This is a genomic window from Paraburkholderia kururiensis JCM 10599 = LMG 19447 (assembly GCF_003986935.1).
Taxonomy (GTDB): Bacteria; Pseudomonadota; Gammaproteobacteria; order Burkholderiales; family Burkholderiaceae; genus Paraburkholderia; species Paraburkholderia kururiensis.
This window is the reverse complement of the sequence record NZ_RJZE01000009.1, coordinates 88,800-112,351: the sequence shown is the minus strand read 5'-3', so window position 1 is coordinate 112,351 and position 23,552 is coordinate 88,800. Positions and strand designations below refer to the sequence as shown.

Genomic DNA, 23,552 nt, shown 5'->3' with positions numbered 1-23,552 from the left:
CGCGCTATTCGCATAACGCCCAATATCGCAAACAAATAACGCCCACGGAACAACCGAAAGAGCGCGCGACGGAGACCGGTCCGGTTGTCTACCCAGCAAGGAGGAGACATGAGCACACCGTCGCACGTCCGTTCCCCGTCGGGCATCGCCACGACTGAAGCAGAAAGCCGCGATGCCGCGCGCGCGCCTGCGCACAGAAGCGCCGCCGCACGTGGAGCGATGGCACGATCGTTCGTTATGCAATGCATTTCGATGCACGCCGTGCCTCGCGCCCTGGCGGCCGCCGGCCTGCTTGCGTTTGCGACGGCAGCAGGCGTCGCCTTTGCCGACACCCAGGTGGGCCAGCCGCTGCCCCCGCCGCCGGATCAGCTCTATGGCGACCTCTTCGTCGCGGTGCAGACGGCGCAGATCTACCCCGACCAGAAGACTTTCGTCGATGCCACGCCGAACGCCGCGCCGGCCGCCATCGTGCAGGCCTACGAGCAGCAGAAGAACCAGCCGGGCTTTTCGCTCGCGGCTTTCGTGAACCAGTACTTCACGCCGCCCAGCGAGCCCGTGATTACGCCGCCTGCGAACCAGACGCTGCGCGAACACATCGACTGGCTGTGGCCGGCGCTCACGCGCACCACCACCAGCGCGCCGCCGTACAGCTCGCTGATTCCGATGCCGAAGCCGTACGTGGTGCCGGGCGGCCGCTTTCGCGAGGGCTACTACTGGGACACCTATTTCACGATGCTGGGGCTCCAGGAGTCGGGCCATGAGGATCTGGTCGACAACATGCTCGACAACTTCGCCTACATGATCGACACCTTCGGCCACATTCCGAACGGCAATCGCACCTACTACCTGGACCGCTCGCAGCCGCCGTTCTTTTCGTACATGGTGGAACTCGCGGCGAACCAGGAGGGCGGCAAGGTCTACCAGAAGTACCTGCCGCAACTGCGCAAGGAGTACGCGTACTGGATGCAGGGCGAGACCGGCACGGTGCCCGGCACAGCCACGCGCAACGTGGTGGTGATGCCCGACCACACCGTGCTCAACCGTTACTGGGACGAACTGGATACGCCGCGCGACGAGTCGTATCTGGAAGACGTGCAGACCGCGCAGCAGGCAACGGGCCGCCCCGCGAGCGACGTCTACCGCAATCTGCGCGCCACGGCCGAGAGCGGCTGGGACTTCAGCTCGCGCTGGTTCGGCGACAACCAGACGCTCGCCACGGTCCGCACCACCTCGATCGTGCCCGTGGACCTGAACAGCCTGATGTTCCATCTCGAACTCACGATTGCGCGTGGCTGCGGCGAGTCGCTCGATTTCCGCTGCGTGGGCGAGTTTGTGGGACGCGCAGCGAAGCGGGCCATCGGTATCAACCATTACCTCTGGAATCCGAAAGGTTACTACGGCGATTACGATTGGCAGCTTGGCAAGCCGCGCGACAACCAGACGGCGGCGATGCTGTATCCGCTTTTCGCAGGCGCTGCGTGGCCGGACCGCGCGCAGAAGACCATTCAGGCCGCACGCAACGTGCTCGTGCAACCGGGCGGACTCGTGACGACGACCTGGAACACCGGCCAGCAATGGGACGCGCCGAATGGCTGGGCGCCGTTGCAATGGATCGCGATTCAGGGCATGAAGCGCTATGGCGCATCGGATACCGCGCAGCAGATCGGTCTGCGGTTTCTCTCCGATGTGAAGGGCGTGTACGCGTCCCAGCAGAAGCTCGTGGAGAAGTATGTGGTGGAAGGCGCGGGCACGGGCGGTGGAGGCGGCGGCGAGTATCCGCTGCAGGACGGCTTTGGCTGGACCAACGGCGTGACGTTGAAACTGCTCGACCTGTACGCGCCGGGGCAATGACAGCGTGACTTCGTGACTTCGAAAAGCGTAGGCGGAAAGGAGGAAAAGGCCTCATGACGATCGATCGCATGGGCAGCGTACCGCGCGGCCCGATCACGACGGGCGGCACGGACGAAACCGCGCAGGCGCAGCCGGCAACACCGCGCACCGCGCCACCGCCGTCTACGGGGGCGGCGCGGCACGCGGTACTGGGTGCGTTGACGGGCGACTCGCCGCGCGGTGGAGCGGCGCCCAACAGCGGGCCGCGCGCCGGTGCCGTGCCCAACACCGGGCTGACGGGCGCCGCGCCTCACCCGGACGGCGCTTCCCGTGTCGGTGGTGTCGGTGGTATGGGTGGCATCGGCGGAAATCGCGCAGCCGACGGCATCCGGCGCGCGGACGAAAAGCTGCGCACGCTCTTTCGTGCCACGAAGCGCGCGGGCGAGGCGGGCATCGGCAAAGCCCGCGAGCAGGCGAGCGCGCTGAAGACACGCTTCTTCAGCTTCGCGCGTCCGCTGCGTACGCGCATATCGACGGGCTGGCCGCCGCAGGGCGGCTACGGCACGCCGTACGCGTCGTTCGTGCGGCCTGCGCCGTGGTCCGTGCGCTACGGCTCGCCCTACGGTTCCTCGTATGGATCCTCGTATGGAACCTCATACGGCGCCTCTTTTGCGACGATGACCGGCACCCGCCTGATGTCGGACGCGATGTTTGCGCTGGCGGCCGGCGGTGTTGGAGCGCTCGGCGCGGGCGGGCTCGGGATGGGCTCGTCGTTTGGCATGGGGATGCTGGGCTTCGGACTCGCGCCGCTCGTCACGGCCGGCGTGTCGTCGCTGCTGGCGGGCGCCATTGGCTACGCCGTGTCGCGGCGTCAGCGCTTCGCGCAGCCTGGCTACGGCTGCATGTACAACGCGCACGGGTTTCCCGCGCAGGGGCCGTATGGCCCCGACCTGAACGGCATGTGGCAGCAACCGATGCAGCGGCCCATGCCGAGAGTCGTGCAGGGCACCGTGGTGTGACTGCCGAGGTTGCGGGCCGGTGTGTGCGCAATGAATGAACCTGCACATCCACCCGCGTCCGTCTATTTGGCCGGCGCGTGCTGCTTCGCGATCTGCTGGCGACACCAGTCGAGATACCTGGGGTACATCTGCGTCGCGGGCACGTTTGCATACTTGCCGTATAGCGCCTCGACGAGTTGAGGCAACTCCGTCAACGCGAGCATGCGCGAGTCGTAGGGCATCTGCTGTGCTGCGAGGCGGATGCGTTGCAGTTCGTCGTCTTTCGATATGCCCGAGTCGCGCGCCTGCGCGATCGCCTGGGCGGAACGGGCCTGGCCTTTGCAGATGCCGTCGGTGTAATCGTCCGCATGCGCGGCGCCCGCGCACGTGACGGCGAGCGCCGCAGCGCAGGCGATGCGCAGCGCGAAGCGAGCGGGGTTCGGCAACGGGCTGAGGCGTGATTTCATCGGGCCGGGGTGATGATCGAAAGAGCCGTCTGGACCGTCGATGATAAGTAGGCCGCACCCCTCATGCAAACCGCGCGCTTCGCTTCGTGCGCGCCGCGTTCGCTCACCCGGAACCCGTTCACGCCGGCAAGGCGCTCGCCCTCGCTACGCGCCCAGCTGCGGTGGCTGCCGCCGGTCCAATGCTTCGAGCACGTCGAACGAAACGTTCTCGGTCACGATCTCGCGGTCGCCCGTCGCACTCGTGCGGGTATGCAACTGCGCGAGCACGTTGAGTCCCACGCTGCGCGTGTCCGTGCTGCGTTCTTTCACCTTGAGTTCGATCGGCATCCACGAATCGGGGTCGCCCAGAATCTCGGCGTTGCGTGCTTCTACCTGCGCGCGCAGCCGCGCGTCGCCGCCCGACTGCGCGAGCGCCGCCGTGTTCGCATCGATGCGCAAGGCCGCGCCCTCGCGCAGGCGAAAGCGGTGCATGTACGTGAGGTTGGGGCGCTGGTTCTTGCGCACGTCGGCGAGATGCTGGTCGATGCGCTTGCCGGCCGCCACGCGAGGGTCGTCGAGCGGGCCGCTGGACGACGCGGTGCCCGCCTTGTTGCGCTGCGCCACCTCTTGCGCGGCGAACAGGTCGATCAATTCGGGTCGCCCTGCGTCGAGCGCTTCGGTGTAGTGCTTCGCGTCGAGGTATTCGACGTCGAGCATGCACGCGCGGTGGTTCAGCTTGCCGTCTTCGCGCACGAGTTGCAGCTTCGCGGAGCGGTTCTTGTCGCCGAGCGTCATCGTGCCCATGGGCGCGTCGAGCGAGAACATACCGATGCTCGAATGGCTGTTCGGATCGAGCGGATGCGAAAAGCTCGGCTTGAAGCCGCCACGCAGCTGCCAGCGCGAGCCGAGTCCCACGCGGTGCTGTTCCACCTGCATGCGTCCCGTGCGTTCCACCGAATCGACGGACTGCTTCGAGTGTTCCCAACCTGCGCCCAGGGTCGGCCCCACGCTCACCGAAAGCTGCTTCGCGTGCTTGCCCGTGACGGGGTCGGTCTCGGTATCGGCGCCAAGGCTTGCGGCCTTGAACATGGCCGTGGCATCCACCGTCACGCCGCGGCGCGTGGTTTTCTGCTGGCCGTCGGTCCAGCTCACGGAGACGTCGGGGTCGTCGAAATACTGTTGCGCGAGGCGGTTCCACACGCCGTTCGAGCCGTCGTTGTGTTCGAGCGTGGCTTCGTGGAACACGTGGTCCACGATCGTGCCGAGCTTGGCGCGCATCGCGTCGTCGTCGTAGCCCGAGCCGTCGGGCTTCACGCGGCGCGCCACGCGCAGCGACACGCCGCGCGGCTCCTGCAGGTCTTGCGAATGGAGGATGGCGCTTGCCACCACGCCCGCGCGCAGCGACGTCACGCCCACGTCGAAGTCGTAGCCCACCAGCACGCCCGCGCCGTAATGCTGCTGCCGGCTGTGCGCGGTGCCGACGAACATCTCCACGCCGTGCGTCGCGCGGCTCACCTCCACCACGGCCTCGCGCGTACGCGAGGCGCGCACGTCGATGCGCGGCGAGACCGGAATGCCGTGGCCGTGCGTGAACGCGTGCACGGTTGCATTGAGGCCGCGCGTGCTCACGCCCTGGCGCCCGCCGTCCGTGAGCCGCAGTTTCGCGCCCGACTGCAGGTTCGCCACCACGTCTTTGAGCGTGTCGTGCACGTCGTCCACGGTGTTCGCGGGGCGCTTGTCCTGGGCGGGATCGGCGAGCGTGCGCAGCGTATCCACCTCGTTCCAGAAGTCCGATTCGGCGCCTACGTGGGCCACCTTGCCCCACACGGCGAGCCGCTCGATGTCGAAGCGTTGCTTCGCGATCCTGCTGAACGGCTTCGTTTTCGCGAGCTGGTCCGGCGGCATCGACTGCCAGCGCGCCACGTCTGCTTTCACGCTCGCGAGCGTTTCGGCGGAGGGCACGTCCGCTTCGGTCAGGCCGTCGCACATTTGCGCGGCGCGTTGGGCCACGGCGCCGAGCGCGTCATCGTCCATGCGGCCGCGCGCAAAGCCGCCGCGTTCGAGCCACACGTCGAGCGCCGCGAGTTCCACGAGCGATTGCGCGGGCCGCGCGTGCGTGAACGCGGTGGCCGGCTGCATTGCGTCGTGCTGTGCGAGCGCCGTGCGCGCGGCGCCCATGCCCCTGGCGAGCGCGGCGCGCTCCTGCTCCACGGTCTTGCGCGGCAGACCTTGCGTGCCGAAGGTGAGCGCGGAGAGCGGCGACGCGCGCTTCGCGGCGAACATGCGCGGCAGCAGCGTCTTCCAGCGGTTTTCGCCGACGCGGTTGATCGTCTTCGCGGAGAACTTGTTCAAACGCTCGCGGGCCTGCGAGAGATCGCTGCCGCGGCCATCCGCGGTGAAGCCCTGGCGCCACGCGAAGAACGCGCCTTTCTGGTCCGGCGTGAGTGCATCGCGGCCGTGTTCGAGATGCGTGGCCGCGGCATCGAAGGCGCGCTTCGCGAGCGCGTCGGGGCCGGGCACGGAGGCATCGAGCGGACCCGTGCCTTCGGCGAGTCCAACGCTTTCGGCAACGGCGGCCGGCGACGGATCGCTGTGGCGCGGATAACCCGTGCCGGGCGGGTGCGGGTCGAGCGCGTCCGTGGCTTGCAGCAGCACGCGCGTGGCTGTGCGCTGCGGGTCGCCGGCGAAGGGTTGGCCCACGGCGCTGCGCAATGCGTCGAGCGCGGCGAAGCCTTCGCCCGAGCGCGCGAGCGTGCGTGCGACGAGCCAGGCTTGCCGGTCCGCGGCGCTCGTCGAGCGCGCCGTGTGCGGTGCGTTGAAGTCGAGCATGCCCACGCGTTCGAGCGCGAGATGTGCACCGTCGATGTCCGTGACGCCTGCCTGGCGCAGCGCCTGGGCCATCAGTGCGCCGCGCGTGGCGGCTTCGGCGGCGCTCGCGGGCGTGGGCGGATCGGGCTGCGGCGTGAGGGCGTAGAGCCGGCTTGCGAGGCCGGGGACGTCGAGCAGCCGGTCGGGCGGACACGCGAACTGACCGTGCACGTAATCGAGCAGGCGCTCGCGCGTGGTGCAGGCGTCGAGCGGAGGCGGCGCGGGCACGCGCAGTTGGGCAGGAGCGCCTGAAGTCTGCGCGTTAGAAGCAGCGGGCTTCGACACCGTGCGGCCGATGGCGCCCGTCACGAGACCGTCGGTACTCGCGAGCATCGAGCCGCCCACACGGGCGTGCCGCGGCGGCTGGGTCGTCGCGTAGCGCTTCGTGCCCTGCACATAGTTCTCGGGCCCCGAGGTCTTGCCGTGCGTGCTTTGCTGATAGATCGCCGTGCCGACGTCGAAGCGGCGCGCGCGCAACGTATCCATCTTGCGCGCCATCGTGGACTTGAGCCGGTCCAGCACACCATGCGGCACGGCGGGCTGCGGGCCTTCGAGTTGATGCGAAGGCGCGGTGCTGGGCGGTTGAGCCGGGGCATTGCCCGTTGCCGGCGTTGCACCTGCGGCGGAGGGCGATGTGGGCGAGGTGGGTGAGGACCCCGGCGCCGTTTCGACGAAGCCCGGCGCGGGCGGCAGATTGATCCGGCTGTGTTCGGGCATGGAAGCGGTGCGTCGCAGCGCAGCAAACGAAACCGGCTTGCACTATGGTCGCCGAATGTGACACGCCGCAGCATGGTGCGAAAAGGGCGCTCGCGGGGCGAAGTGCACTGTAACGGGAGGGCATGCGCGGAAGCGCGCGGCGCATGCGTGTTCACGCTTTGGGAATGCGCCCGTGGCGGCGCGGGTTTCGCGGGCACCGTGCACGACCTTCGCTTCGAATGCGCAATGGAACGGGAAATGCTTGATTCGCGCGCTCCTACTCACGGGAGCCGTGCCATGACCTCTCAGCTCACCACCCGGTTTTCGCACGTCAGGCCGCAGGAGACGCCGTTCGAAGGCGAGGGCCTGCGCGATTTCTTCCTCTATCGCGATCTCGGCATTGCGCAGGCGACCGGCGGCAAGGTGATCGCGCAACTCGTGAAGGCCAACCACGCGCCGGAGCAGGGCACGGGCTGGCATCGTCACGAAGCGGACTTCCACATCGTCATCATGCTGAAGGGCTGGGCGCGCTTCATGTACGGCGACAAGGAAACGCTCGTGGCGGCGGGCGACTGCGTGCATCAGGCACCCGGCATCGTGCACTACCTGTTCGACTACTCCGAAGACATGGAGTACCTCGAGATCGTGAGTCCCGCAGACTTCAAATCGATCGACGTGGAAGGGCCGTGCGAGGTACCCGCGCCCACGCCGTGGGCGAGCGCCGCCGCGACGTCGTAGGACAACGCGGTCAGCGGTGCGTGCCGGCGCGCGACGGTTAGCGCGTCACGCTTGCCTCGTTATGCGCAGGCGGCGGTGCGCTCGAACCCAGGCTCGAACTCGGGTGGGCGACGCTCAGATGGACTACGCTCAGGTGGACGACGAGGCCGCCGCTTTCGCGAGCGCGGCCTTCGTGAGTGCCTGCGCCTCGATGAGCGCATGCAGGCTCACGAATTGCCCGGCGGTGCCGTCTGCACTCGAGGCGAGGCGACTCGCGCGCGGCTCGTTGTCGTGGATCGTGGCACGCACCAGCGGATAGATCTGCGTTTCCCACTTGCGTCCGTTGAACACGCCGTAGTGCCCCACACCGGTCTGAACGTGATGCGTCTTCATATACGGACGCAATTGCGAGCAGAGTTCCTGCGCGGCCACCGTCTGGCCCACGGAACAGATATCGTCCTTCTCGCCTTCCACCGTGAGCAGCGCTGTGCGGCGAATCGCAGCCGGTTCCACGAGCCGCCCGCCCACCTTCAGTTCGCCGCGCGGCAACGCGTATTGCTGGAACACCGTGGCGACCGTCTCCAGATAGAACTCGGCCGTAAGGTCCGTGGTCGCGAAGTATTCGTCGTAGAACGCGCGAATCTGGTCGGCCTTCGCGGCATCGCCTTTCGCGCGCTCGAAATACAGGTCGGAAAACGAGGTGGCGTGCCGCTCCATGTTCATCGACATGAACGCGGTGAGCTGCACGAAGCCCGGATACACGCGTCGCTGCGCGCCCGCGAAGCCCGGCGGCACTACGCCGATGAGATGCTTCTCGAACCATTCGATCGGCTTGCTGTTGGCAAGGTCGTTCACGCGCGTGGGATTGACCCGGCAGTCGATAGGCCCGGCCATCAGCGTCATGCTGGCCGGTTGCGCGGGATCGTCGGTAGCCGCCATCAGCGAGACTGCGGCGAGCGCGGCGACGGTGGGCTGGCAGATGGCCACGAGGTGCGAGTCCGGGCCGATGCGATGAATGAACGAGACGAGATGTTCGACGTATTCGTCGAAGCCGAAACGCCCCGCGGAAAGCGGGATGTCGCGCGGGTTGTGCCAGTCCGTGATGTAGACGTCGTGGTCCGCGAGCATGGTGCGCACCGTGCCGCGCAAGAGCGTGGCGAAGTGGCCCGACATGGGCGCGACGATCAGCACGCGCGGCTGCGGTGCGGCCGTTTCCTTGCGAAAGTGCAGCAGCGAGCCGAACGGCGTGCGCTTCGCCACCTCTTCCACGACGGCAACGCGTTCGCCGCCCACCTCGACGGTATCGATGCCGAAGCGCGGGCGGCGATGCGTGAGACCCGCCACCTCGATCAGTTCGCACAGCGCGGTGAAGGTGCGCCCGTACGGCGTGGCCGCGAGCATCGGCCATGTGTCGCAGGCGGCGCGTGCGAACGACGCCCAGGCGCGCAGCGGCCGCGTGAGGTCGGCGATGGCTTGGTACGACGGGTAGGCAAGCAGATTCATGGCGTGTGCGCGGTGGGGCAGGCCCGTGGTGCAAAGGCAATACGTGTGCCAGTGGGCGGCAGGGGGGCAGTAGTGGGGGCGGCAGTGGGGGCGGTAGTGGGCGGTGCGTGTGGGGAATCGGCACGCGCTGCGCAGGCCCGCCCCGAGGCCGCGTTTCTTCGATGCCGATTGGCATGGTGCTTGCACCATCGCAGGCATTCGTGCTCGCCGCGCAGGCGGTTCGTTTTGCGCAGCATCCTGGTGCGTGTGGTGCCGTTCGAGTGCGGCCGGCACCTTGCCGGACAGCTCCCGGTGCATGCACGCACCGAACGAAACGGAGACCCCTATGGCCAAAACCGCGAAGACGACATTGACGGTCAGCAGCTACAACTACTCGTCGTGGTCGCTGCGGGGCTGGCTGCTCGCGAAGCTTTCGGGGCTCGAATTCGAGACAGTGACGGTGCCCATCGACGCCGCCGCGCGGGCCGAACTGCTGCTGCTTTCGCCATCCATTCTCGTGCCGTGCCTCGAACACGACGGCATCAAGGTATGGGACACGCTCGCCATTGGTGAGTACCTCAACGAGATTCGTCCCGACGCAGGCCTGCTGCCACGCGAACGCAAGGCACGCGCGCACTGCCGCTCCATCTGCGGCGAGATGCATTCGGGTTTCAGCGCACTACGCTCGGCGCTACCGATGAATCTGCGCGGCTATTTCCCGGGCTTTCGTATCTGGTCGCGTGCGCAGGACGATATCGAACGCGTGCTCGCGATCTGGCGTGAGTGCCTGGCCGGCTACGGCGGCCCGTGGCTCTTCGGCGAGGAGATCGGCATGGCCGACGCGATGTACGCACCCGTCGTCACCCGCTTTCTGACCTACGACGTGAAGCTCGACAAGGACATTGCGGAGTACTGCATGCGCGTGCTCGCGCAACCGTTCGTGGTCGGGTGGATCGGGATCGCGAAAGCGGAGACCGAAGACATCGACGAACTCGATATGGAGTTTTAACGCAAGACCGGCGCTTTGTTCTATCGCTCCTTGCCCTGCGAAATCTCGTCATACCGCGCCTGCAAGTCCGCCGCGCGCTCGATCTCGCCCGCCTTCGCCGAGCACACGATCAGCCCGATCAGCGCGTGCTGGCGTCCGGTGTTGTCGGCGCAGGCATTGGCGAGGTCGTAGGCCTGTTGCCAGGCGGCCGCGACTTCGTCGAGCGGCGCCTGCACGAGCGGCAGCGTTCGCGCGAGGGCCGCGTACAGGCGCATCTCGTCGCGCACGCGGCGCGGCGAAGCGTCTTCGGCGCGCGCCACGGCCGCGCGAATGGTGCGCACGTATTCGTGCGTGAGGCCGAGCGCACGCCAGAGCGGCTCGGAGCCTTCCACGAGCGCGAGCACGAGATCGAAGCGGTCCGCGTGAATGGCCCAGTCGAACGCGCTGCGCAAGTCCGCAACGTCGTTGCGGTCCAGTACGGCGTGGCGCGTGTCGGCCACGCGATCGCGCCGTGCCGCGAGCCGCGGCACCAGCGACTGCGCATGGGCCGCGGCGGCGCGCGAGAATTCGCCGCCTTGCCAGAGCGCGTCGAGCGCGAAGGCGCGCACGGGCGCGGGCAGGCGCAAGGTCGGGCCGGTTTCGTCGTCGATCTGCTCGACGAAGCCCGCTTCGATCAGATCGGCCACATGCGTGTCCACGTCGAAGTCGGCGCGTGTGGCGACGGGGTTGTCGATGGCGTTGCCCAGGGGGGTGCCCAGGACCACGCGGTTCGGCGCCGCGCATTCGGCCAGCAGGCGCACGGCCGAGCAGCGCGAGAACTCCCCGGGAAAAACGGCGAGGCGCATGAGGCACTGGCGCGGCACGTCCTCCAGTTCCGCTACCGCGAGATCGAGCACGGCGGCAAGCGGCGCGGCGCGCGATACCGGCACGTAGAGCGCGCCCGCACGGTGCACCATGAGGTCGTCCAACGCGCGGGCGAACGCGATCAGCGCGGCGTCGAGCGTGAAGCGCGTGCGCGCGCGCCGCGCGATGGCCGCGGCCGCGAGTTCCAGCGCGAGCGGCACGCCGTCGAGGCGCCTCGCGATCAGCGCGGCGGCCGCGAGCGTGTCGGCGGCGAGGCGTCCCGCGTCGAAGAGCGCGAGGGCGCTCATTGCGCTGCGGCTGCGGCGCGTGTCGGCGGGGTGCGCTGCGAAGGGCGTGCCGGGCAGCGTGGCGATTCGCGCGAACAGCAGGCGCAGCGCGTCGAACTCGGGCGCATCGACGGGCCCCACGTCGAGGCGTTCCGGCGTGCGCAGCGGGCCGAGCGGCACGACCTGCTCGCCGGCGAGAAAGAGCGGGGCAAGGCTCGTCGCAATGACGTGCACCGACGTCGCGGCCACGAGCGTATCCACGAGCCAGCCGGCCGGCTCGCTCAACTGCTCGCTGCAATCCACGATCAGCAGGAGGCGCCGCGTGGCGAGCGCCGCGACGAGCCGTTCGAATGCGGCAATGCCGGGCTCGGGCGCAATGCCGGGTTCGGGCGCAATGCCGGGTTCGGGCGCAATGCCTATTGCGAGCGCCACGGTTTCGGCCAGGCCTTCGCCCTGCGCGTCGCGCGGCAACGTGACGGAGAGCACGCCGTCGGGGAAGTGCGCCCCGAGCCGGCGCGCCACCTCGCGCGCGAGCCGCGTTTTGCCGATACCGGGCGCACCCGCCAGCGTGACGATGCGCGTAGCGGGCACGAGGCCGAGCAATTCGGAGAGTTCCGCGTGGCGGCCCACGAACGGCGTGAGACGCGTGGGCACGCGCAGCGCATGCGCGGGTTCCGCCAAAGCGGTTTCTTCGCCGGCGCGCAGCGGCTGCTGCGCGCCATGCGCTACCGCATCGTCTTGCGCCGCATCGGTTTCGATCGTTCGGACCGGCGCGGCGAGCCGTTAGCCGAAGCCGGGCACGGTTACGACGAGATCGCGGTCGGCACCCAGTGCACGGCGCAGCGCGGACACCTGGGCCTGCACGGTGTTGTTGTCCACGCCTGCGCGTGCGGAATCCGAGGGCCAGCCGCGCTCGCCGAGCCGCGCAAGCGATACCGGCCGGCCCTCGGCTTCCACGAGCGCGCACAGCAGTTCGAGCGCGCGGGCGCCGATCTCGACGGGCATGCCGTCGGCGGTGAGGCGGGGAGGGTGCGGCGACAGCCGGTAACGGTTGAATGCAAAGACCGGCCCCGTAGGTCGTGGTAACGACATCGTGGCTCTCCATCGTGAAGGGCGGCCCGGGTCGTGCCGGGGCTCGCGCAGCGCGTGTGGGGTAACGCGCCGGGTTGCGCCTTTATGCGCCGGCCGCCGTCTTGAGACGTCCGGGTTCGATCAAAATGCCGCAAGCTTATTGCGTTGCAGGCGGATGGGCAAGAACGCCCCCACGGCGAGGCGCGTTGCAGCGATGCGCCGCGCATGGCGCGCATCGCTGCACTGCGCCATCTCGTACGCGCCGTTTTGTCCGCTGCCCGCGCGAGGTATCGCTCAGGCCAGCTCCCAGTCAATGCTTCGCGCGAGCCAGTCCGTGGCCGCATCGGCTTGCGGCGGCGCAGCGACGGGGCGCGTCATCGCGTAGAGGTAGCTGTCGCCGGCGGCGAGGCCGAGGTTCGGCCGGCACTCGTGATTCACGAGCCGGCCTTCGAGCGTGAAGCCGAGCCGCTCCATCCCGCTGTGCGCGTTGCCGTCCACGGCGCAGTACGCGAAGATGCGCAACACGCTCGGCTGGGCAATGGTCCAGTGAAGCAGCTTGCGAAGCGCGTCGAGCGACGCGCGCCGCCGGCGTGCCGGCCCTGGCCGGCTGATCATGAAGCCCACTTCGACGCGCGGCAGCGTCGCCTGCATCTGGATCTCGCCGGCAAGCAGCCCGGTTTCCTTGTGCTCCATCACCCAGCGGAACGCGCTGCCGCTTTCCCAGTCGGCGCGCACGGCCTCGATGTAGGCGAGCGTCTCCTCGCGCGTGCGATGGCGCGGCATGCGCATGTAGCGCGTGGTTTCCTCGTCGCCGAGCATTTCTTCGAACAGCGCCTGCGCGTCGCGGCTTTCGGGCGCGCGCAGCAGCAGCGTGTCGGTCTCGAACCGTTCGGGCGGACGGAACTGCAGCATCGTGAACTCCACCGGATGGGCAGTCGATTATGTCCCTCGCTGCGCCGCGTGCCACGCCGTGGTGCGAACGCAGGCGGCGGGGGACGAAGCGCAAGGGGCGTGCTGCCGCGCGTTCACGCGGTTCGTCCTGCGGTCGAGTGCTTCGTGAACCTGTGCGTGCGAATGGGCGGCTTGCGTTATCTGTCTGCTGTGCCGGGTCGTGCGCGAGCGCGGCCCGATCCGCCCAGAACGAACGAGGTTCCATCCGATGACGAAACTCGACGGCGTCTCCACGTCCTTGCCAGGCTCCATCCCGATCACGCCGGGCTCTGCGAAACCCGAGCCGGCGAGTTCGAAGCAGCCGGGCACGCTCACGGGCACGGTGTTGCCTCCCTCCGCGCAGGCCGTGCCTGGCGCGCAGCTGGCAGGACTGGACTCGACGGGCGCGACGCACGGCAAGCACCGGAAGGCTACTTTCGCCGCGGGGGCGTCGGGCGTGACGGCTATCGGCGCCGCGCCCTCGCTGCGCAAACGCGGCCTCGACGATGCACAGGCGAAGCGCGCCGCGCTCGCGCTGCGGCCCAAGGGCAGCGTGGCGAAGCCCGTGACCGACAGCACGCATTCGAGCACCCACGAACCGCCGCCGCCGCTCGAAGAGGTGCTGACGCCGCCGCACGAAGACACGCCCACGGCCGACGGCGCTCAGGCCGCGGGCAAGACGGAGCAGCCTGCGGGACTGCACGAGATGGCGGCGCTGCACAAGCTCGCGGAGGCGCGCCGGCAACTGAGCGAGCACTGCACGCAGGCTCTCTCGAAGATCATCGAGAAGGGTGTGGAGATGGTCGTGGAGGCGTCAAAGGCCGCGTAGAAGGGGCTGCTCAAGAGGCTCGTACGATGATGCAGAAGAAGCCGCACAGGAGATCGCCTGAGAGGCGGCATAAGCGGGCAACGTAAGCAGGCGACATAAGCGCCGGCGCCAAGGCGCGCCTAAGAACCGTCACGCCCTCAGCCACATATATTCGCCCGCCACCACGCCCTCGAACATCTCGTCCGTCGATTCGATGATGTTCTGGCGCCAGTAGCGTCCGTGCTCCGCATAGTGCGCGAGCAGATCGGCGAGTACGGCGCCGTCCACGTCCGGCGTCATCGGCACGCGCAGCACGAGCACGATGCCGCCCGTGTCGGTGTCGAGCCCGAGTTGCGCCTGGTCCTGCGCGTAGATCAGCAGGTTCGCTTCGAGCATCAGGCGGAACACCGTGAGCGTGCGCCCCGCCGTGACCGCGCCGTAGTGAAAATTCGCGTAGAGCGCTTCGAGGTCGTTCTCGAAGTGTTCGAGGCGCACGTCGAATCCTTCCACTTCGATGGACCGCGTGCGCAGCACGTGGGCCGCATCGGCGAGTCCGACGGTGCGGCACAGGTCCTCGACAAGTTGCGCGTAGCGCTCCGATGGATTCAGGTTCACAGGCAGCCGAAAGAGGCGAAGCGGAAACGAAGAGCGGCCGGCGTGCGTCGCGAGCGGCGGCGCGTACCGGCCGGTGATGCAGTTTGCGAAGCTGGGGTGGCTAAGCCGCCCGTCAGCCTGCGCGCGACGCGTCCTTCACGTTGCTTGCGCCGCTCTTCGTGACGTTCGCGAGCGACGACGCCATGGACTGTTGCAGCTGCATTTGCGCCGATGCGAGCGTCATCTGGTTCATCTGGTCGGTGATGCCTTGCATCTCGCCCATCGTGGAGGCGCTGCCAAGGGCGCCGGTGAGCATTTGAGCCATATCGTTACTCCTCGTTGAAGTGACAAGATTGCCTTCCGGCACGGCGGCAGCAGCGCAGCCGTGCTGCTGTGCCGGAAAAGCCTCGTGCCCGGCGCCGCGTGCCGTGTTGCGCCCGCGGTGTGCCGGTAGCTGCGCCGCGTGTGTCTTACGCAGCGCCGCGTTTTTCCTGCAGGTGCGCGACGATGCGGCTCGCCGCCAGCATGCCGCGATAGAGCTTGCCGAGGTTGTCGCGGTCGGTCGCCGTGGCGCCCACCGTTTCGCTGATGTTCTTCGCGGTGGCATCCAGCGCCGTGCGAATCGCCGCGATGCGCGGGCCGCCGTTCGGGTCGGCCAGCGTCTTCTGCAGATCGTTGAAGTCGGCGGCGCAGGCTTGCAGGGGTTCGTACATGTCGTCTCTCCTACGGGATATGCGGGGTGGGGCGGCTTGCAGCGGCGGTGCTCGAAGCGCTGTTCGAGGCGGCGCTCAATGCCGCATGCGAAGCGCTATTCGGAGCGGTATTCGATGTGGTATTGGATGTGGTATTCGATGCGGCGGCTCCGGAGCCTGCTGCTGCGGCCCCTGAAGCCGCGTCCGGGCCCGGCGCCGGTTCCATCACGCCCGTCGCCGCGCCGGTGGTCACGGTGGGCGGCACGCCGCTCGCGCTGTTCGCCTGCGCGGCGGCCGCGCCCGGGGCGCCGCCGGCGCCGTCTGCACTGGCGGCGGCCGTGTCCGAGGCAGCATCCGGCGGATCGGGCTGGGCATAGATGTGCTTCACGCCGTCCGGCGTTTCCGCGTAGCGCACCGTGTCCGAGGTCATCAGCATCGAAAACGACGGCGGCAGCGGCTGGTTCTCCGTGGACTGCGTCACGTGGCTGCGAATGGCGCGCACGTTCTCGCTCAGATCGTGGCGCACGCGCGCGATGGCGGCGTCGAGATCGGCTGGATTCGACACGCTGCCTGTCACGTCGAACGCACCGTTGCCCGCGTACGCGACGCGGGCGCCGCGTACGCCGAGCGAATCTTCGATGCTGTGCACGTCGTTCTGCGCCACGTCGTAGCGTCGATAGATCGACGTCTGCGAAAAGCGCGAAAGCAGGCGGCGTACCGCGACGTCGTCCTCGGGCGTCGCCACCATGCCGGTGACGAGCACCGTGTTGCCCTCGGCGTGCGCACGCAACTCGTTCTGGTGCGCGGCGGCGAGCGTGTCGTTGACCCGCTGCGCGAGGCCGCCCGCGTCGTGAGGCAGCGCGGCGCGGCTCACCATCGTGGTCATCAGCACGGAGCCGATCACGATCACGGCACCCAGCATCGCGCAGGCGAGCGCGATGCCCGCAATCTTGCGGCGGCGCGAGCGTTCCGCCTCGCGGCGTTCCTCGCTGGGCTTGATGAGCAGCGTGGAGAGCAGATCGAGGTCGCTTGGCCACGCCGCATCGGACCAGCCTACGCACAGCACGGTCTCGCCGAACTGCATGGGCACGAAGTCGACGAGCAACACGGTGCCCGGGTCGATGGGGCTGCTGGCGTCGGCGAGCGTGGCGCCAGTCGCTGGGTCTGCGGCCAGGTTTGACGCCGGGTTCGCGCCACGCGTGCCGCCGGTTTCGAACCCGCCGGTTTCACCGGCGCTCGCGCCGGCCGCACCGCCTTCCACCTCGACCGCTTCCGCCGCTTCCGCTGTTTCGGCGGCGACGCGCCGCGCGCTCACCACGCCGTCCGCGTCGACGGCGAGCAGCACGTCGGCGCCGCGCCAGTCGGAGATGCGGATGTCGGCGTCGTCGTCCGGACCGATGCGGTGCGTGCCCGGACTCAGACGCAGCTCGGCGCCTGCATGAACACCCGTCAGGATACGCAGCAGTTTCATCGTGTGGACGGACCCGACCCTGTAAGCGTGAGGCAAATGCGTGCACGGTGGCGCACGCGTCTGACGCTACTCTAGCCGCCTGATATGGCGCGCCGGCCCGCGATGCGAAGCGCTCAGCGGCGAGGCGAATCGATTGGGCATGTGCCGCTTTTCATGCGCCGTGGGGCAGGCGACGGCGCGCGACCCACGCTCGGCTCGGTGGCGCTCGTTTGCGTTCAGGTATGCCCGGATGTACTCACCCGCGCCGACGCGCGAGCATGCCGCCGCGCAGCACCTGTAGCGTGTCGGTCTGATGGGCGAGGCGCGTGGAAGTGGTGGGCCGCGATGCGCTGAAAATCAGCAGCCCGAGCAGCAGATTGAAGCGGCCGACGCGGTCGGCGAGCAGCGTTTGCGCAGCATCGCCATTGGCGGATGCCGGAAGCTCGGCGGAAGGCGGGCTGGCTGGGGAGCTGATGGCCGGGCTAACAGCGGGGCCAATACCGGGGCCAACAGCGGGGCCAACAGCGGGGCCAATACCGGGGCCACGAACCGACGAATCAAGCGCCGCGCCGCTCGCCGGCAAGGCGCCCGGCGCCGCGCGTAATGCCGTGCCCAAAGCGGCGTGCGCGGCCACGCCCGTCCGAGGCGAACTCGCGCCCATCGGCGCAACGGCGCCAGCCGTTCGCCCGCCGCCTGGCTGCCGCTCGCTCGCCTCGATCAACCGCTGCCGCGCCGCCCCCAGCGTGGCCGGCGAGAACGGGCCGTAGGCGCGCTGCACGGCGAGCAGATCGAGCATGGCTTCGTGAATGCGCGCATCGAGCGGCGCCTGAGGGTTCGCGCTCATGCGCTGACGCAAATCGAGCAACGTATCGCTGAAGGCATCGAGTACCGCGTTCTCGCGCGCGCGCTCGTTCGGCGCCGCGGCTGCGATGCCTTGCAGCGCGCCTTGCGCGAGCGGCGGCACCGTGGCGCCTGGGCGGCTCTTCACGGCGGGCAGATCCGCCGCCGCTTCGCCATGACCGTCGCCGTCGCCATGATGTTGCTGGCCGCTTCCGCTGCCCCCTCCGCCGCCGTCGCGCGTCACGCGGCGGTGTTCTTCGGGCGCGTGGCCGCCGTCGTCGATGTCGTCGGAGCCGCCGCTCACGTTGCGGCGCGTCCGGCGTTCCGCGCGTCGTTTGCGCGCGAGCGAATCCGCGAGCTTGCGCGCACGCAGCTGGCTGCGCGTGGGGCCTTGCGGCTGGGCCTGGTAGCCGAAGGTCGTGTCGCGATACTGCACCGCGAAGCGTGCCGAACTGCTGTCGTTCGAGCTCGGCGTGGCGTTCGTCTGCGCCTGGTTGATCGACGACGTCTGCGCAGGTTGCGGCGTCTGCGGTGGTCCGCCGATGCGGGTCATTGCGGCACCGCCGTCTGCATGATCTCGTTGGCGAAATGCAGGATCGCGGCCGCCGAAAACGGCGCGGCAATCACGATGGCCACCGTCACCGCGACGAGCTTCACGCCGTGCGAGAGCGTCTGGTCCTGCATCGACGTGATGGCCTGCAGGAACGACACGCCAAGGCCCACCACCGCGGCCACGATCACGATGGGCAGCGACACGTACATGCACAGCAGCATGCCCTGCGTAGTGAAGCGAACGAGCGTATCGACGTCCATGAGCTTTTTCCCGCGTTGCGCTACTTGTAGGTGAGCACGAGGCCGTGAATGAGCGTGGACCATCCGTCCATCACCACGAAGAGCAGCAGCTTGAACGGAATGGCGACGTTGGTGGGCTGCACCTGGTTCAAGCCCATCGCGAGCAGCACGTTGGCGATGATGAGGTCCACCACGATGAACGCGATGTAGAGCAGAAAGCCGATCTTGAACGCGTCCGTGAGCTCGCTCAGCGTGAACGCGGGCGCAAGCACGATCAGGTCGTTTTCGTGCAGGCTGCTCGCGGCGTCTTTGGGCCACACCACGTTCGCGGAGCGGATGAAAAAACGCTTCTCGCGTTCGTTCGCGTGTTTCTGCAGGAAGCTGCGAAACGGCTCGCGCGCCGCGCCGAACGCCTGAATGAGCGCCTGCGACGGTTGCCCCGAAATCTGCTCGCCTTCCAGTGTGTGCGCGGCCTGCATGCCCACGGGCGCCATCACGTAGAGCGACACGAGTATCGCGATGCCGTTGAGCACCATGTTGGGCGGCACCTGCTGCACGCCCAGCGCGTTGCGCAGGAGGCCCAGCACGACCACGATCTTGGCGTAGGAGGTGACCACCATCGCGACGAAAGGCAAGAGGCTGATCGCAACGACGACGAGCAGCAGCCCGGTGATGTCACTGAACTGGACCATCGCCGTGCGCCATGCGCAGAATCCGGATGCCGAGGTGTTCGCCCACCGTGACGAGTTCGCCGTAGCCGATGGTCTGGCCGTGCGTGACGAGCTTCAACTGCGCGTCGGCCACGGGCGTCGGAAGTTCGAGCACGTAGCCCGGCCGCAACGCGCAGAGCTGCGAAAGCGGCAGCGCGACGGTATCCACTTCGAACTGGACCGGCAGATCCAGCTCGCCGATTTCGATCGGGTTCTGCGCTTGATCGTCGGCGAGCGCGTCGTCGGCGCGCACGGGGTCCAGGTCGTCGGACATGGTCGGCTCCTTCGTGATGACTAGCGTGTGCCCGTCGAATTGCGCGGGCGCGTGCAGACGGATGAGGCCCGGCGTGCCCCAGGCGGCGATCGCGAGGGCAGTGCCGGCGGGGTGAGGCGCGCCCGGGCCGGCGTGGCTGTCGTGGCTGGCGGGCCCGTTCGGGTCCGTGAATGCGGCCTGTGCTGCGTGCGCCGAGTTCGGGACGTGCTGGCCGGGTTCGGCGTGGGAGCCGTCCGCCGTCGCCGCGTTTCGTGCCGCGCGCGCGGCCGCGGCCAGCAGCGGCGCAAGGCTCGCCGTGAACGTGCGCAGCAGCACGTCGCCGGGCGCGAGCGCCCGCAGCGTTTCGATGGAAAGACGGCGTGCGCCCAGCACGAGCCGGCCGGGCACGCGCAACTCGCCGAGCCTTGCGCGCAGTGCCGCAGCGGCATCGGGCGCAAGGCTCGCGTTCTTGTCGGCGTTCTGGCCAACGTCCAGCAGCGCCGGCAAGCCACGGCGCGCGAGCGCGGACATCTGCGTGGCGTGCGCCTCTTCGAGCACGGCGAGCAGTGCCGGGGTGAGCGCGATTTGCGCGGCGACGCGGCGGCCGTCGAGCGTGAAGGCCAACGCCACCGATGCAGCCTGCGCATCGCTTGCGAGCAGGCCGCGTGTGAGCCGCACGACGTGCAGATCGCCGAGGCCTAACGCGGCAATGCGCTGGAACAGCGGCTCCAGCAGCACACCGAGAATCGCGGCGCGCAACGCGCGGTCGCTGTCGGCGGATGCGGACGTGGCCCCACGCGCAGGCGACGCGGCGATGGCCAGCGCGGGATGCGCGGCGAGGTCGAACGCTACGTGCAGGGGGCCGGCAGCGTGCGCGAGTTCGAGCACGCCGGGCATCTCGAACGACGCGGCGAGGGCCTGTGCGGACAGATCGCGCGGCGCGATGCCTTCCACCGATGCCTGCCAGTCCACGATGCTCAGCCCATGACCCAGCACGACCGGCGTGCGTGCATCGCAGAGCACGCGCGACGCACGCGCGGCCAGGTGGGCGACGGCGCGCAGCGGCAGGCGTTGCGTGCCGTCGCCTGCCGCTGCGCTGCGCCCCAGGTCGGGCACGTTCTCAGGCAGGTTCGCCGCGTGACGCGCGCGAGCCGGATGCCCGGTCTCGTGCGCGGTGCGCGGCGTTGCCTCCAGGTGGGGCTCGCCGGCCGGCATTTCAGCAGTCAGATGGCCCATGCAGTGTGGCCCCGCAAGGCGGGCGCGTTCGTCGAGCGTTGAGGGTTGAGGGTTGCGCCGCTGCTCAGCGGGTGAAACCACTGAGACGGGTAAGAAGGGAAGCCGTGACGCTCACCAGACCGAAAGCTCGATGTCGCGCGGCGTGCCCCACGCGCGCAGCAACTGGTCCAGTTCGCGCTCGAGCAGCGCACTGTGGTGCAACAGTAGCTGCTTCGTATCGGCGTCCGGCGTATCGAACCGAAGCGAAAGCCTGAAACGCGAAAGCGAAAGATACAGCGTGGTGTCGGGCAGGATGGCGCGGTCGAGCGGCATCTGCACTTCCCAGTTGCCCGCGTCGCCAATGGCCTGGTCGCTCGCGAAGGCGGCCACTTCGGTGGCAAGCGAGGTGGCCAGTTCGAGGAAGTGGCTCTGCGTGCGGAACATCGAATCGACGATGGGCAGCGTGACGTGCGCGAGCCGCTCGGGCAGCAGGTCGTCGCTCGTGGGCGGCGCGGCGTTGCTGTGGCCGGCAAGCGGCGCGCCTGCACCGGCACCGCGTGCGCTGCCGGCGTTGTCTGCTGCGTCGTCTGGGGTGTCGTCTGGGGTGTCGTCCGGCGTGTTGTCGTGTCTGAGCCGGTTGTGCGCGGGCGCGTCGTGGTCTTCTGATGCGCTCGTGTTGCCCGATGCGCCCGCATCCCGGCCCGGCGGTCTTCGCGCGCGCACGCGGCGCGCGAGCGCGGCGTAGTCGAAGCGTTTCGCGCGGGCTTCGTCAGGGAGCGGCTGCGGTTCGGCGTCGCCTGGAATGATGCGCAGCGGTCGGGACTCGATGTGGGCCATGAGCGTGGTGGGCGCGATTGAATGCGCGGTCAGATCGTGACGCGGCCGAGCGGCTGCAGCTCGACGTGCTCACCCAGCTCCTGGTACGAGTACACCGAAAGCCAGTTGAGCCGCGCCTCGATCATGCGGCGCACGTAGCGGCGAATGTCCATCGACGTGACGAGCGCCACGCCTTCGCGCGGCACCTGGCCCACGAACGACTGGATCTTGTCGATGAGGTAGTTGGCCTCGTCGGGCGGCAGCGCGAGGAAGTTGCCGGTGGGCGTCTGCTTGATCGCCTGGCGGATGTGCTGCTCCACGGGCAGGTCGAACAGCACGGCCGGGAGCTGCCGCGCACCGCCTGCCGCGCGATGCGCGAGAAAGCGCGCGAGGTCGCCGCGCACGTACTCCGTGAGCATCAGCATGTCCTTCTCTTTCGCGCCCCACACGATGAGGCTTTCCAGGATGTTGCGAATGTTGCGGATGGGCACCTGTTCTTCGAGCAGGCGGCGCAGCACGTCGGCAATGCGCTGCGGCGGCAGCACCTTCTGCACCTCGGCGACGAGGCCCGGGTAGTCGGTGTTCTGCTGGTCGAGAATCCACTGCACTTCCTGAATGCCGAGGAAGAGCGACGCGTGGCGGCGCAGCATCGCGACCGACGCATGCGCGATGACCTGCTCCGCGCGCCACGCCTGGGTCTTCGCGGGCAGCGCTTTTTCTTCGATCCAGTAGGTGGGGCCGGGGCCGCCGTCGAGGCCGGGGCGTTGCTCGGCGCGTTCGCGCAGCGCGGCGAGGTCGGCGGCGGTGAGTTCGCCTTTGAGTGGAGTGGGCCCGTTCGGCGATGTGGCCTGGCCGGGGCCTGTGCCGTCCGTCGCGCCATTGCCCGCACCATTGGTCGCATTCACCCCTCTCAGCTTCGCCGGCTCCGGCAGCATCACCTTGCCTGCGGGCAATTCGAACGAGCAGTACGGCACGTCGTGCATCAGCAGCTCGCAGGTGGAGGGCGGCAGCGCGTCGCTCGTCCACATCGTGATGCCGGGGAAGGGCAGGCCCAGATACTCCTGGAGCTTGCTGCGCTCCGCTTCGAACGAGGTGTCGAGCGCCGCGGTGGAAAGCCGCGCCACGAGGTCCGGCGCGATGCGCACGCCGAGCGGGCAGGCGAACTGCGGCGGGCGCGCCAGAATGGCGGGCACGTCCACTTTCGAGCCGGCGCGCTGCATGGCGTTGACCGCTTCGGTGGCATGCGAGGCCGACGCGGGCTGCTTCTTGCCGAGCCGCCACGCGCAGAACGCGAGCGTGCCCGAGAGCAGCAGAAAGAGCGAAGTGGGGAAGCCCGGCACGGCGGCGAAGCCCACCAGCAGCAGGCTCGCGAAGTAGAGCGCGCGGGCGCTCGTGGAAAGCTGGCGGCCAATCTCGTCGCCGAGCGAAAGCTGCTTCGCCTCGCGCTCGTCGGCCACGCGCGTAATCATGATGCCCGCCGCGACGGAGAGCAGCAGCGACGGAATCTGCGAAACCATCGCGTCGCCCACCGAAAGAATCGAGAACCGGTTCGCGGCCTCGCCCGCCGACATGTCGTGATACGCCACGCCTACCGCGATGCCCGCCACGATGTTGATGAGCGTGATGATGAGCCCCGCAATGGCGTCGCCCTTCACGAACTTCATGGCGCCGTCCATGCCGCCGTGCAACTGGCTTTCCACGGCGAGCGTCGCGCGTTTTCTGCGCGCCTCTTCGGGCGTGATGATGTTCGCGCGCAGGTCGGCGTCGATGCTCATCTGCTTGCCGGGCAGCGCGTCCAGCGTGAACCGCGCGCCCACTTCGGCCACGCGTTCCGAGCCCTTCGCGATCACGATGAACTGCACTGTCGTGATGATGACGAACACCACGAGCCCCACCACGAGGTTGCCGCCCACCACGAGTTCGCCGAAGCTTTCGATGATGTGGCCCGCGTCCGCATGCAAGAGGATCGACTTCGTGGACGCGATGTTGAGCGAGAGCCGGTAGAGCGTTGTGAAAAGCAGCAGCGAGGGGAACACCGAGAGCGACACCACGCTCGGCACGTACATGGTGATCATCAGCAGCGTCACGCTGATCGTGATGTTCACCGCGAGCAGCACGTCGATCAGCTCGGGCGGCAGCGGCAGGATCATGAGCGAGATGATCGCCACCACCAGCATCGCGATGCCGATTTCCCCGCCTGCCGGCAGCTTCAGGGACTTGAACATG

The 23,552-nt window shown here is 68.6% G+C and carries 21 protein-coding genes; 5 read left to right on the top strand and 16 right to left on the bottom strand.

Annotation, left to right across the window (positions count from 1 at the left end):
• Positions 1 to 108 precede the first annotated feature (108 nt).
• Together treA and PKKP23_RS12770 are read left to right on the top strand one after the other, a co-directional pair.
• Positions 109 to 1,851 carry an alpha,alpha-trehalase TreA gene (treA, locus tag PKKP23_RS12775; protein WP_126877160.1) on the top strand — a complete coding sequence of 581 codons (1,743 nt, stop codon included), beginning with the start codon at positions 109 to 111 and terminating at the stop codon, positions 1,849 to 1,851.
• A gap of 53 nt (positions 1,852 to 1,904) precedes the next feature.
• Positions 1,905 to 2,849 (top strand): hypothetical protein, encoded by a 945-nt coding sequence (locus PKKP23_RS12770; RefSeq protein ID WP_126877159.1) that lies wholly within the window; start codon positions 1,905 to 1,907, stop codon positions 2,847 to 2,849.
• A 62-nt stretch (positions 2,850 to 2,911) separates the two neighbouring features.
• Here PKKP23_RS12770 and PKKP23_RS12765 read toward each other — a convergent pair whose 3' ends face one another.
• Complete coding sequence (locus tag PKKP23_RS12765) at positions 2,912 to 3,295, bottom strand: hypothetical protein (protein WP_126877158.1); 384 nt, start codon at positions 3,293 to 3,295, stop codon at positions 2,912 to 2,914.
• Positions 3,296 to 3,439: 144 nt separating this feature from the next.
• Positions 3,440 to 6,859, bottom strand: coding sequence for an autotransporter (locus PKKP23_RS12760; protein ID WP_126877157.1), 3,420 nt, complete (start codon positions 6,857 to 6,859; stop codon positions 3,440 to 3,442).
• A gap of 276 nt (positions 6,860 to 7,135) precedes the next feature.
• Between PKKP23_RS12760 and PKKP23_RS12755 the strand changes: the two genes are divergently transcribed.
• Complete coding sequence (locus PKKP23_RS12755) at positions 7,136 to 7,576, top strand: cupin domain-containing protein (protein WP_126877156.1); 441 nt, start codon at positions 7,136 to 7,138, stop codon at positions 7,574 to 7,576.
• A 129-nt stretch (positions 7,577 to 7,705) separates the two neighbouring features.
• On the opposite strand, the gene PKKP23_RS12750 is transcribed toward PKKP23_RS12755, so the two are convergent.
• Entirely contained in the window at positions 7,706 to 9,058 is a 1,353-nt protein-coding gene (locus tag PKKP23_RS12750) for a polyhydroxyalkanoate depolymerase (RefSeq protein ID WP_126877155.1), read from the bottom strand.
• Between the two features lie 325 nt (positions 9,059 to 9,383).
• Here PKKP23_RS12750 and PKKP23_RS12745 point away from each other — a divergent pair, with 325 nt between their 5' ends.
• Entirely contained in the window at positions 9,384 to 10,046 is a 663-nt protein-coding gene (locus PKKP23_RS12745; RefSeq protein ID WP_126877154.1) for a glutathione S-transferase, read from the top strand.
• Positions 10,047 to 10,066: 20 nt separating this feature from the next.
• Here the strand turns inward: PKKP23_RS12745 and PKKP23_RS12740 are convergent, their stop codons facing one another.
• The 3 genes from PKKP23_RS12740 to PKKP23_RS12730 form a co-directional block, all read right to left on the bottom strand.
• Complete coding sequence (locus tag PKKP23_RS12740) at positions 10,067 to 11,836, bottom strand: AAA family ATPase (RefSeq protein WP_161978105.1); 1,770 nt, start codon at positions 11,834 to 11,836, stop codon at positions 10,067 to 10,069.
• Between the two features lie 102 nt (positions 11,837 to 11,938).
• Positions 11,939 to 12,247, bottom strand: coding sequence for a winged helix-turn-helix domain-containing protein (locus tag PKKP23_RS12735; protein WP_126877152.1), 309 nt, complete (start codon positions 12,245 to 12,247; stop codon positions 11,939 to 11,941).
• A 273-nt stretch (positions 12,248 to 12,520) separates the two neighbouring features.
• Complete coding sequence (locus PKKP23_RS12730; RefSeq protein WP_126877151.1) at positions 12,521 to 13,138, bottom strand: GNAT family N-acetyltransferase; 618 nt, start codon at positions 13,136 to 13,138, stop codon at positions 12,521 to 12,523.
• Between the two features lie 247 nt (positions 13,139 to 13,385).
• Here PKKP23_RS12730 and PKKP23_RS12725 point away from each other — a divergent pair, with 247 nt between their 5' ends.
• A complete protein-coding gene (locus PKKP23_RS12725) occupies positions 13,386 to 13,985 on the top strand; it encodes a hypothetical protein (protein ID WP_126877150.1) in 600 nt (199 codons plus the stop codon).
• Between the two features lie 129 nt (positions 13,986 to 14,114).
• Here the strand turns inward: PKKP23_RS12725 and PKKP23_RS12720 are convergent, their stop codons facing one another.
• The 10 genes from PKKP23_RS12720 to PKKP23_RS12675 form a co-directional block, all read right to left on the bottom strand.
• The gene (locus PKKP23_RS12720; protein WP_017775650.1) at positions 14,115 to 14,579 is read right to left on the bottom strand and encodes a CesT family type III secretion system chaperone; all 465 of its coding nucleotides are present in this window, start codon (positions 14,577 to 14,579) and stop codon (positions 14,115 to 14,117) included.
• A gap of 112 nt (positions 14,580 to 14,691) precedes the next feature.
• Entirely contained in the window at positions 14,692 to 14,883 is a 192-nt protein-coding gene (locus tag PKKP23_RS34100) for a hypothetical protein (RefSeq protein WP_126877149.1), read from the bottom strand.
• A gap of 145 nt (positions 14,884 to 15,028) precedes the next feature.
• Positions 15,029 to 15,271, bottom strand: coding sequence for a hypothetical protein (locus tag PKKP23_RS12710; protein WP_017775652.1), 243 nt, complete (start codon positions 15,269 to 15,271; stop codon positions 15,029 to 15,031).
• A gap of 10 nt (positions 15,272 to 15,281) precedes the next feature.
• Positions 15,282 to 16,721 carry an FHA domain-containing protein gene (locus PKKP23_RS12705; protein WP_126877148.1) on the bottom strand — a complete coding sequence of 480 codons (1,440 nt, stop codon included), beginning with the start codon at positions 16,719 to 16,721 and terminating at the stop codon, positions 15,282 to 15,284.
• 235 nt (positions 16,722 to 16,956) lie between these two features.
• On the bottom strand, positions 16,957 to 18,093 hold the full coding sequence (locus PKKP23_RS12700) for a hypothetical protein (RefSeq protein ID WP_126877147.1): 1,137 nt from the start codon (positions 18,091 to 18,093) through the stop codon (positions 16,957 to 16,959).
• Positions 18,090 to 18,353 (bottom strand): type III secretion system export apparatus subunit SctS, encoded by a 264-nt coding sequence (sctS, locus tag PKKP23_RS12695; protein WP_017775655.1) that lies wholly within the window; start codon positions 18,351 to 18,353, stop codon positions 18,090 to 18,092. Before sctS ends, PKKP23_RS12700 begins: the two co-directional genes overlap by 4 nt.
• Positions 18,354 to 18,373: 20 nt before the next feature.
• Positions 18,374 to 19,024, bottom strand: a complete 651-nt coding sequence (sctR, locus tag PKKP23_RS12690; RefSeq protein WP_017775656.1) for a type III secretion system export apparatus subunit SctR — start codon at positions 19,022 to 19,024, stop codon at positions 18,374 to 18,376.
• On the bottom strand, positions 19,008 to 20,531 hold the full coding sequence (sctQ, locus tag PKKP23_RS12685) for a type III secretion system cytoplasmic ring protein SctQ (protein ID WP_126877146.1): 1,524 nt from the start codon (positions 20,529 to 20,531) through the stop codon (positions 19,008 to 19,010). The genes sctR and sctQ overlap by 17 nt, the downstream gene beginning before the upstream one ends.
• Positions 20,532 to 20,642: 111 nt before the next feature.
• Positions 20,643 to 21,347, bottom strand: coding sequence for a type III secretion system protein SctP (gene sctP, locus PKKP23_RS12680; protein WP_126877145.1), 705 nt, complete (start codon positions 21,345 to 21,347; stop codon positions 20,643 to 20,645).
• A 29-nt stretch (positions 21,348 to 21,376) separates the two neighbouring features.
• Complete coding sequence (locus tag PKKP23_RS12675) at positions 21,377 to 23,551, bottom strand: FHIPEP family type III secretion protein (RefSeq protein WP_126877144.1); 2,175 nt, start codon at positions 23,549 to 23,551, stop codon at positions 21,377 to 21,379.
• Position 23,552 lies beyond the last annotated feature (1 nt).